The sequence below is a fragment of the Alterinioella sp. genome, assembly GCF_058343375.1.
This window is the reverse complement of the sequence record NZ_JBTUJH010000072.1, coordinates 1-6,821: the sequence shown is the minus strand read 5'-3', so window position 1 is coordinate 6,821 and position 6,821 is coordinate 1. Positions and strand designations below refer to the sequence as shown.

Annotated in this window: 7 protein-coding genes; 3 read left to right on the top strand and 4 right to left on the bottom strand. The window is 58.6% G+C overall.

The genetic code is table 11. The features are described 5' to 3' along the window. The coding region (locus ACW8PS_RS10555; protein ID WP_491527359.1) for a phosphate acyltransferase at nucleotides 1-327 on the top strand (327 nt) is incomplete at its 5' end. A 68-nt stretch (nucleotides 328-395) separates the two neighbouring features. On the opposite strand, the gene dnaJ is transcribed toward ACW8PS_RS10555, so the two are convergent. Together dnaJ and dnaK are read right to left on the bottom strand one after the other, a co-directional pair. Further along, nucleotides 396-1,544, bottom strand: coding sequence for a molecular chaperone DnaJ (dnaJ, locus tag ACW8PS_RS10550; RefSeq protein ID WP_491527358.1), 1,149 nt, complete (start codon nucleotides 1,542-1,544; stop codon nucleotides 396-398). 78 nt (nucleotides 1,545-1,622) lie between these two features. Continuing rightward, on the bottom strand, nucleotides 1,623-3,539 hold the full coding sequence (gene dnaK, locus ACW8PS_RS10545) for a molecular chaperone DnaK (protein WP_491527357.1): 1,917 nt from the start codon (nucleotides 3,537-3,539) through the stop codon (nucleotides 1,623-1,625). Between the two features lie 192 nt (nucleotides 3,540-3,731). Between dnaK and ACW8PS_RS10540 the strand changes: the two genes are divergently transcribed. Next, nucleotides 3,732-4,334, top strand: a complete 603-nt coding sequence (locus ACW8PS_RS10540; RefSeq protein ID WP_491527356.1) for an alpha-ketoglutarate-dependent dioxygenase AlkB family protein — start codon at nucleotides 3,732-3,734, stop codon at nucleotides 4,332-4,334. A 110-nt stretch (nucleotides 4,335-4,444) separates the two neighbouring features. On the opposite strand, the gene ACW8PS_RS10535 is transcribed toward ACW8PS_RS10540, so the two are convergent. Together ACW8PS_RS10535 and ACW8PS_RS10530 are read right to left on the bottom strand one after the other, a co-directional pair. Continuing rightward, nucleotides 4,445-5,062, bottom strand: a complete 618-nt coding sequence (locus ACW8PS_RS10535) for a peptide-binding protein (RefSeq protein ID WP_491527355.1) — start codon at nucleotides 5,060-5,062, stop codon at nucleotides 4,445-4,447. Then, nucleotides 5,059-5,883, bottom strand: a complete 825-nt coding sequence (locus tag ACW8PS_RS10530) for an ABC transporter permease (RefSeq protein WP_491527354.1) — start codon at nucleotides 5,881-5,883, stop codon at nucleotides 5,059-5,061. The genes ACW8PS_RS10535 and ACW8PS_RS10530 overlap by 4 nt, the downstream gene beginning before the upstream one ends. Before the next feature lie 132 nt (nucleotides 5,884-6,015). On the opposite strand from ACW8PS_RS10530, the gene cysQ reads away from it, so the two are divergent. Next, a complete protein-coding gene (gene cysQ, locus ACW8PS_RS10525; RefSeq protein ID WP_491527353.1) occupies nucleotides 6,016-6,813 on the top strand; it encodes a 3'(2'),5'-bisphosphate nucleotidase CysQ in 798 nt (265 codons plus the stop codon). Nucleotides 6,814-6,821 lie beyond the last annotated feature (8 nt).

The following is a 6,821-nucleotide window of genomic DNA, read 5'->3' as shown; positions in this document are numbered from 1 at the left end:
AAGATGCACCAGGCCCCCGCCGTGCTGGACCGGATTGGTGTCGATTTTGAATATGATGGTGAAATGACGGTCGATGTGGCGCTGAATATGAAGGTGATGGAACAATATCCATTTACCCGCCTGACAGGTCCGGCCAATGTTCTGGTGGTTCCGGCCCGCCATTCGGCCTCGATCTCGGTCAAGCTGATGCAGGAAATGGCAGGGGCCACGGTGGTTGGCCCGATTCTGACCGGGTTGGAGCATCCGGTGCAGATCTGTTCGACCGTTTCCACCGCCAATGATATTCTCAATATGGCGGTGATGGCAGCGTGTGAGATCGGGCGATAAAAAAGGCCCGCCAGGGTCAATTGGCGGGCTTTCTATTTGGTATCCGCGCCGGATGCGCGACCAGGGTTTTACCCCTTCATGCCATCCCAGAAACTTTTGACCTTGTCGAAAAAGCCGTGCGCATTGGGATTGTTTGCGTGTGCACAGCTATCCTCGAACTCGCGCAGAAGCTCTTTTTGCTTGCTGGTCAGCTTCACGGGAGTTTCCACTGCCATCTCGATATACATTTCACCCTGTCCGGTGCCACGCAGAGCGGGCATGCCTTTCGATCGCAGGCGCATCTGACGGCCTGATTGTGTTCCTTCGGGCACTTTCACCCGGCTGCGGCCGCCGTCAATGGTGGGCACTTCGATCTCGCCACCCAGTGCGGCCGTGACCATCGAGACCGGAACCCGGCAGAAAAGATCCAGCCCATCACGCTGGAAAATCGCGTGTTCGGCCACCTCGATAAAGATGTAAAGATCACCGGACGGGCCACCGCGCAGACCGGCCTCACCTTCGCCCGACAAACGAATCCGGGTGCCGGTTTCGACGCCGGCCGGAATGTTGACCGACAGCGTTTTTTCTTTCTGCACACGGCCCGCGCCGCCACAGCCCTTGCAGGGGTTCTTGACGATCTGACCAGCACCCGAACAGGTCGGGCAGGTGCGTTCGACGGTGAAAAACCCCTGTTGCGCGCGGACCTTGCCCATACCCGAACAGGTTGGGCAGGTCTGCGGTTCGGCACCGCCTTCAGCACCCGATCCGCTGCATTCCTCACAGGTCGCAGATGCTGACACGGTGATGGATTTTTGCAGGCCGGAATAGGCATCCTCCAGCGATATGCGCATGTTGTAACGCAGGTCGGACCCGCGCGCGGCGCGCTGGCGGCCACCGGCCCCGCGTTGGCCGCCCATGAAATCTCCGAAAAGGTCTTCAAACACGTCTGAAAAAGCGGATGCGAAATCACCCTGGCCGGGGCCGCCACCGCGCGGGCCACCGCCCATACCGCCATCAAACGCCGCATGGCCATAGCGGTCATAGGCGGCTTTTTTGTTGTCGTCTTTCAGGATCTCGTAGGCCTCATTGGCCTCTTTGAACAGCGCCTCTGCCTCCGGGTTGTCAGAATTTCGGTCAGGGTGCAGTTCCCTGGCTTTCTTGCGATAGCCCTTCTTGATCTCATCAGCACCGGCCCCTTTCGAGACGCCGAGCACATCGTAAAAATCGCGTTTTGCCATCTGTTCAATACCCTCCTGAAACGCGGTGACCGGCCAAAGTTTCCCTCAGCCGGTCACGATACGGGTCAGTTCACGCAATTAGTCCCGGCGTTCGTCGTTCAGATCTTCGAAATCGGCATCAACGATGTCATCATCAACGCCCGAAGGCTCATCGGCGCCTTCCGGTGCCTCCTCGCCCTCGGCCTCGGCCTGCGCCTTGTAGATCGCTTCGCCCAGTTTCATAGCCGCTTCGGTGACGTTCTGGATGCCGCTCTTGATCTTGCCGGCGTCCTCGGCCTCCATGCTTTCTTCCAGCGCCTTGATCGCCAGTTCGATCGCCTCCACCGTGGTCGGATCGACCTTGTCGGAATGCTCTTCCACTGATTTCCGGGTCGAATGGATCAGGCTTTCCGCCTGGTTTCTGGCTTCGACCAGTTCTTTGCGCGCCTTATCGGCTTCGGCGTTTTCTTCGGCATCGCGGACCATCTGTTCGATGTCTTCCTCCGACAGGCCACCCGACGCCTGGATGGTGACATTCTGTTCCTTGCCGGTGCCCTTGTCCTTGGCACTGACCGATACGATGCCGTTGGCGTCGATATCAAATGTCACCTCGATCTGGGGCAGGCCGCGCGGTGCGGGCGGAATATTCTCCAGGTTGAACTGGCCAAGCATCTTGTTGTCGGCGGCCATTTCACGCTCACCCTGAAACACCCGGATCGTCACCGCGTTCTGGTTATCCTCGGCGGTCGAGAAGATCTGCGATTTCTTGGTCGGGATCGTGGTGTTGCGGTCGATCAGGCGGGTAAAGACACCGCCAAGGGTTTCGATCCCCAAGGACAGTGGCGTCACATCCAGCAGCACCACATCCTTGACATCACCTTGCAGGACGCCGGCCTGAATGGCGGCACCCAAGGCGACAACCTCATCGGGGTTCACGCCCTTGTTGGGTTCCTTGCCGAAAAAGTTGGTCACTTCCTCGACCACTTTGGGCATCCGGGTCATACCGCCGACCAGCACGATCTCGTCAATGTCGCCTTTGGAAAGGCCCGCGTCTTTCAGCGCTGCCTGGCAGGGCTTCATCGACTTCTTGATCAGGTCACCAACCAGGCTTTCCAGCTTGGCACGGGTCAGTTTCATGACCAGGTGCAGCGGCTGGCCGCCATTTGGGTCCATCGAGATGAATGGCTGGTTGATCTCGGTCTGCGTGGCCGAGCTAAGCTCGATCTTGGCTTTCTCGGCGGCCTCTTTCAGACGCTGAAGGGCCATCTTGTCCTTGGTCAGATCGACGCCGGTTTCCTTTTTGAACTCAGCGGCAAGGTATTCAACGATCCTCATGTCGAAATCTTCACCGCCCAGGAAGGTGTCGCCATTGGTGGATTTCACTTCAAAAAGGCCGTCGTCGATCTCAAGAATTGTCACATCGAACGTGCCGCCGCCAAGGTCATAGACGGCGATGGTCTTGGTCTCTTTGCGGTCGAGGCCATAGGCCAGTGCGGCCGCGGTCGGCTCGTTGATGATGCGCAGCACTTCAAGGCCCGCGATCTTGCCGGCGTCTTTGGTGGCCTGGCGCTGTGCGTCGTTGAAATAGGCCGGCACGGTGATGACGGCCTGGGTCACTTCCTCACCCAGATAGCTTTCTGCCGTTTCCTTCATCTTGCCCAGGATCAGGGCCGAGACCTGCGAAGGCGAATATTTCTCACCGCGCACTTCGACCCAGGCGTCGCCATTGCCACCGTCAACAATGGCATAGGGGACCAGCTTCTTGTCTTTTTTGACGGCGGCGTCGTCAATCCGGCGTCCGATCAGGCGTTTCACGGCGTAGATGGTGTTGTCGGGGTTGGTGACAGCCTGACGTTTTGCTGCCTGACCGACCAGACGTTCATCATCCGTGTAGCCCACAATCGAGGGCGTGGTGCGCGCGCCTTCGGCATTTTCGATGACGCGGGGTTGTGCGCCGTCCATGATGGCAACGCAGGAGTTCGTGGTTCCGAGGTCGATACCAATAACTTTGGCCATGTTTCGTATCCCTTCTTAAAGGCGATGTTGCAGAGGGCAGGTCCGATTACGGCCCCCGGCCCCTATACTTGTTGGTCGGGAATGGCCCCGACCGTGCTTCGCAGGGTATATAAGTGGGGGTTGAGGCGGCTGCAAGCATCCGAAAGCCCGGAAGGTTTATGAATCTGCAACAGAGCCTGCCAGGGAGAAAAAATGCACCCGATTTCCGAACGTGGTTTCCTGATATTCAAGGGTCTGCTGGGGCCAGAAGCGCAACAGCAGATGTTGGCCGACATCCGTGCCGTGGTGCAGGCTGCGCCTTTGGTGGTGCCGGTCACGCCGCGGGGGCGTGAGATGTCAGTGCGGATGACCTCGGCCGGGCGCTATGGCTGGGTCACGGATCGCGCCGGGTATCGGTATGAAAGGTGCCATCCATCAGGCGTTAACTGGCCGCCGATCCCGGCCTCGGTGCTGGATCTGTGGCGGTCCCTGGCGGGCGTTGACCGGGCACCCGACAGTTGTCTGGTCAATTTCTACGGCGACGGCGCGCGGATGGGGATGCACCAGGACCGGGACGAGGCTGATTTCGCGATGCCGGTAGTGTCGGTCTCGCTTGGTGATGATGGGCTATTCCGTATGGGCAACGCGGCGCGTGGCGGCCCGACCAGCTCGCTCTGGCTGGCTTCGGGTGATGTGGTGGTGATGGGCGGTGAGGCTCGGCTGAAATATCACGGCGTCGACCGGATCAGGTTCCGCTCGTCGCCGCTGCTGCCAAAAGGCGGGCGAATCAATCTGACGCTTCGAGTAGTGGGTTAGCGCGTTTTGCGTTTTACCTGAGGCACAGCATCACCTTGACCGGCGAGGCAGCGGTTTGTGATAAAACCGCGTTCGCCGGTCACGGTGATTCAAATCAAACGCAATGCGCCCTAGCGCGACAGGGAACAGCAGCCATCCAGCAGCACGGTCTGCCCACCTGCCCGGCGAACGAACTGGGCAACCAGGCCGTAATCCCGGTCGCTCATTCCATCCGAACAGATGCCGCGGCGGATGAAGGCGGTCATGGTCGAGGTGCCGCTATCAAGTTCAATGGCAAACATGGACGGCCCGCGCCCCGCGGCCGAACCGGCCCACATTTCGGCATAGGGCTGGTTCTGAACCTGAAAATCGCTCCAGTTGCCGCCGCCGATCAGGCGTTCATAGCTCCAGAAAGGTTCGGTCCCGCTGCAATAGAGCGGGGCCGGAAGGCCCTGCTCCCAGGACGGGCCGGTACGGGTCAGAAACCGCATCGAAGACCAACCTGATGATTCGCCCATCGACACGCGCCCCCATCGGCGGGTTTCGTTGACGCCCACAACCTCAACGCCCGTCGCATCACGCGCCAGCGTGCCGATGATCGGGTTGTCTACGCCGGGGCCCGAGCGCACGTTCAGCACATCGCCATGGGGCACGCCGGTGACGTCGAAAAGGGCTGGATATTCCTGAGCTTGTGCCGAAACGACGCTGCCAAGGATCACCAGAAAAACGGTAAGAAAGAATTTTTTCATCGGTTTGCCATCCAACTCGCTGAGGCGCGTTTGCGCGTGTAAAAGTCTCCCATCAGGCCCAATAATAAGAAGGCCAGTGTAAAATAGATCGGGTATTGCCAGTTTGTAAAATGCGGGAAGTAGTTGTTAAAAGCAAATCCTCGCGACTGATCAATCAGGTGAAACAGGGGATTCCAGTCAAACCAGGGGATCATGAAGCTTGGCAGGCTGTTGGCGGTAAACATCTTGCCCGAGGCAATCATGTTGGCGCGGGTGTAAAGGGTCTGAATGATGGTAATCACATCCGGGATCCAGGGCTTCAGCGCCAATAGCACCAAACCAACGGCGCAGCCCGTAGACCAGGACAGCAGATACATCATCCCGACGCCGCCCCAGTCGTGGATATCTAGCGGGTTATAAAGCGTGTGAACGCCAAACAGGATCACAAGCAATGAAAGCGTCTGGATATACAACGCCGCCAGTGCCGAAGAGGCGATGGCCACCAATGTGTTCATCGGCGCGTGCTGCATCATGGCCGAGGCCGGGCCTTCGGCACTCAAAACCGCGGCAAGTGCCTTGATGTGAGTGAGATAAAGGAAAATCCCCGTCAGCAGATAAATCATGAAATCGCCGCGGATCGCCACTCTGCGCGCGCCCAATACGGTGAACATGAAATAAAATGCGAGCACGAAGAGGATCGCCTGCATCATGTTCATCACCAGCGCCATGAAGGCATTGCCATGCGTCTGGCGCACTTTGCGCACGGTCGAGACATAGGTAAGTTCGGCCAGATTCAGGATCATGCCAAAGGTGGTGCGATTGTAGTCTTGCCGAAACTGCATCTGAAACCTGTTTGCCTGACCGAATCGTCGCCGTCCCTGATCTTTGTCGCAGGGATTTCTTGCTCAATCCTTGGTAGCAGAGGATAAACGCAAAACCCGAATTTTTCAATCGGCGCTTTGGAAAGGCATCTGATGGATTTCGACAAGATGGAAACCGTGTTCCGCACGCTGGCTTTGCAGGCCGGAAAACGGATCATGGAAATTTACGATGCGGATGATTTCGAGGTGAAGGCCAAGTCGGATGACAGCCCGGTCACCGAGGCCGATGAAGCCGCCGATGCGCTGATTTCCGCAGGCATTCGCGCCGCATTCCCCGATGTCACGCTGGTGACCGAAGAACAGGCGGCAAGCCATGCTCAAACAGCGGATTGTTTCATCATCGTCGACCCGCTGGATGGCACCAAGGAATTTATCAAACGGCGCGGTGATTTTACGGTGAACATCGCCTATGTCGACACTGGCGTGCCGGTGCGCGGGGTGGTCTATGCACCCGCCAAGGGGCGGCTTTTCTACACCGATGCCAGCGGCCGATCGGTCGAAGAGGCCGGGCCGTTTGACGAGGCTGAAAAGGGCTCTGTAGCAGGCATTTCAGTGTCCGATCCGGATAATGCGGGGCTTCTGGTCGTGGCCTCGAAATCGCATCGCGATGCGGCGACGGATGACTACATCAACAAATACGCCGTGCAGGACATGAAAAGCGCGGGCTCATCGCTGAAATTCTGTCTGGTGGCAACCGGCGAGGCAGATATCTACCCCCGCCTTGGCCGCACCATGGAATGGGACACGGCCGCGGGCGACGCCGTGCTGCGCGGCGCGGGCGGTCATATGATCCGCTTCGATGATCATGCGCCCTTCACCTATGGCAAGCCGGGCTATGAGAACCCGTTTTTCATTGCCCACGCCCCCGGCGTCGATCTGAAGGCGGGCTGATATGCGCA

Bases quoted from the DNA above. Each gene is read 5' to 3' on its own strand.
- dnaK (WP_491527357.1), bottom strand. From the start codon at position 3,539: ATGGCCAAAGTTATTGGTATCGACCTCGGAACCACGAACTCCTGCGTT.
- cysQ (WP_491527353.1), top strand. From the start codon at position 6,016: ATGGATTTCGACAAGATGGAAACCGTGTTCCGCACGCTGGCTTTGCAG.
- dnaJ (WP_491527358.1), bottom strand. From the start codon at position 1,544: ATGGCAAAACGCGATTTTTACGATGTGCTCGGCGTCTCGAAAGGGGCC.
- ACW8PS_RS10535 (WP_491527355.1), bottom strand. From the start codon at position 5,062: ATGAAAAAATTCTTTCTTACCGTTTTTCTGGTGATCCTTGGCAGCGTC.
- ACW8PS_RS10530 (WP_491527354.1), bottom strand. From the start codon at position 5,883: ATGCAGTTTCGGCAAGACTACAATCGCACCACCTTTGGCATGATCCTG.
- ACW8PS_RS10540 (WP_491527356.1), top strand. From the start codon at position 3,732: ATGCACCCGATTTCCGAACGTGGTTTCCTGATATTCAAGGGTCTGCTG.